Source organism: Eubacterium sp. AF16-48 (genome assembly GCF_003479405.1).
Classification (GTDB): domain Bacteria; phylum Bacillota; class Clostridia; order Lachnospirales; family Lachnospiraceae; genus Eubacterium_G; species Eubacterium_G segne.
This window is the reverse complement of sequence record NZ_QUHB01000026.1, coordinates 1-1,512: the sequence shown is the minus strand read 5'-3', so window position 1 is coordinate 1,512 and position 1,512 is coordinate 1. Positions and strand designations below refer to the sequence as shown.

Sequence of the window (1,512 nt, the reverse complement as noted above, 5' to 3'; positions counted from 1 at the left end):
CCGTCCTTTATAAAGATAGGGTTTACCAGTTCAGAATAAAGGTAGTCCCTGCCGATAGGTTCAATCACATTTCCCAATACATAGTAAGCAAGCTCTTTTTCCGTCGCTGTTGGGTACAGCTTAAAGAATGTTTCCAGAAAAGCGGTAGCGTCATTTACCGTATCAGCGTCCACGCTTGCGTCTGCTTCTGGTGTCTTAGGCTCATAGTCTGATTTTTCAACTGCTGGTGCAAGGGTAGGGTTTTGAACGATTACCATATCCCCGTCTGCGTCCACATAGACTTTTACAGTATAGGTTGCTTTCACATTGCTTGTCTGTTCTCCCTCTTTTATCTGCTGATCTACTTCGTAGGTAGCAGAAAAAGTGTCCGCTCCCGATTGCTCGATATGCCATACAATCACATCTGTAACCGTGGAGCTGGTCGGTATATCGGTTCTAATGGTGTCTACATTTAAGTCCTGCAATTCCTTTGTCAGATAACCGCTGATTGCCTGCGTCCTTGCTTCGATAGCTTCTTTGCTGTTATCCCATGTGTAATAGGACTTCGCAAAGTTTTTCACGAAATTTTCTATCCCGTTGGTGTCCTGCAAGCAAAGTTCAATGATTTCTTTTTCATGGGTGGTGTGCTGGTCGATAGCCGTAAAATTCTTATACACCCCAAAGCTCACGCTTGCGACAAGCACCACCCACAACGCAATCACGGTTTTCTTATGTGTGCCTACCTTGACAGTACGCACCTTTTTTTCTTTTGGTTCTTTGATAGTTTCTGTCTGTTTCTTATTCTTCTTAAACATATTTTTCAAGTCCTTTCTATTGTTTTACTCGTCCTGCACCGATTAAGTGCTGTTGCCAGTAACTACTACTTAGGTCTGCATATCCTATCGGGTCGCCTGCGTGGTACATCTGTGTCTGCGAAACAAGAATACCGACGTGTGTTACATACGAACCAGCGTTATAGGTGGAATGGAAAAACACCAAATCGCCTGCTTTTGCCTGCGAGAGTGGCAGATGTTGGGTTGCGTCATACTGTGCTTGTGCTGTTCTCGGTAAGGAGATACCAGCTTTTCCATAGCACCATTGCGTCAATCCCGAACAATCAAAGGAAGTATTCGGGTTACTGCCACCATACACATACTTCCAGCCTTGATATTTCAACGCTTCATTCATTACCTTTTGTGCCAGTTCTCCCGATACCTGCGGAACTGCTAAATACTGATTGACTACTTCCACATAGAACATATTTCCATAGCCATACCGCCAGCCCCCATTCTTAGCAACGGCTATCGGGTTGGTGTAGGTTACTTTCTTTCCACCCGATTTCTCACGGGCGAAGCTCTCTGCAAGATTAAAAGTGTGTTTTTTTCCTTTTCCTGCCACATATCCCACATAGCCACCGCCATAGTTATAAGACTGTATCGCTACATTCAAGTCGTCGATACCTTGATTTTTGCAGGAAGAAAGCAGGGACGCAAAATACTTACACCCCTGCTTGATTGAGCTTTCCGTATCTAA

2 protein-coding genes are annotated in these 1,512 nt (G+C 44.4%); both read right to left on the bottom strand.

The window, feature by feature from the left end:
• On the bottom strand, positions 1 to 794 hold a 794-nt coding region (locus tag DWW68_RS13275; protein WP_147365707.1), incomplete at its 3' end, for a conjugal transfer protein.
• A 16-nt stretch (positions 795 to 810) separates the two neighbouring features.
• On the bottom strand, positions 811 to 1,512 hold a 702-nt coding region (locus DWW68_RS13270), incomplete at its 5' end, for a C40 family peptidase (RefSeq protein ID WP_118595032.1).